The following is a 543-nucleotide window of genomic DNA, read 5'->3' as shown; positions in this document are numbered from 1 at the left end:
TTGCCAATTTTACAAAGATGGAAATCCACCCGTTATTTGCCGTGTTTCATCAGGGGTGAAGACTTGGGCTTGCGGATCATAGGCTGTCCATATTTTTACCGTGGTGGTGCGGCGCATCACTTGCACATCAATCACGCCTTGACCTGTAAAAAGCCCCGTGGCAAGAGTTCCACCTTTGCCCCGTGCCACAACTTCTTTTGTGCCTGAGGGAATATTGGCAGGAATGGTAAAGGTGCCTTCAATATCGCCTTTGACATTGGCTACAAGGCGGCTGTTTGATAAGACATTGACACCATCAAAGGTAAGGTTTTCCAAGATTTCTCCACTGCCAAAACCTTCAATTTTAAAGTTTAGCTTGATTTGCCTTAAGAAATCGATTTGCTCCCTTGCAGTATTCACCAAATCATCACGCACTTCTGTGTTACGGATCGTTCTCCCACGGTTCCAGCCCATATTCAGTTGATTGGTGACACTTGAGAGCCAATCGGTGCGCTGTTCATGCCAAAAGTCTGTCGCAGGGGTAAGGGATAACAGTCCCAGGCA

Annotated in this window: 1 pseudogene; it reads right to left on the bottom strand. The window is 47.0% G+C overall.

From position 1 onward, the window contains the following. A pseudogene (locus BN338_RS10600) lies at positions 1-543 on the bottom strand (DUF4815 domain-containing protein); the annotation flags it as partial.

Origin of the sequence: Bartonella queenslandensis AUST/NH15, assembly GCF_000312585.1 — a bacterium.
GTDB lineage: Bacteria > Pseudomonadota > Alphaproteobacteria > Rhizobiales > Rhizobiaceae > Bartonella > Bartonella queenslandensis_A.
This window is presented reverse-complemented; position numbering and strand designations above follow the sequence as displayed.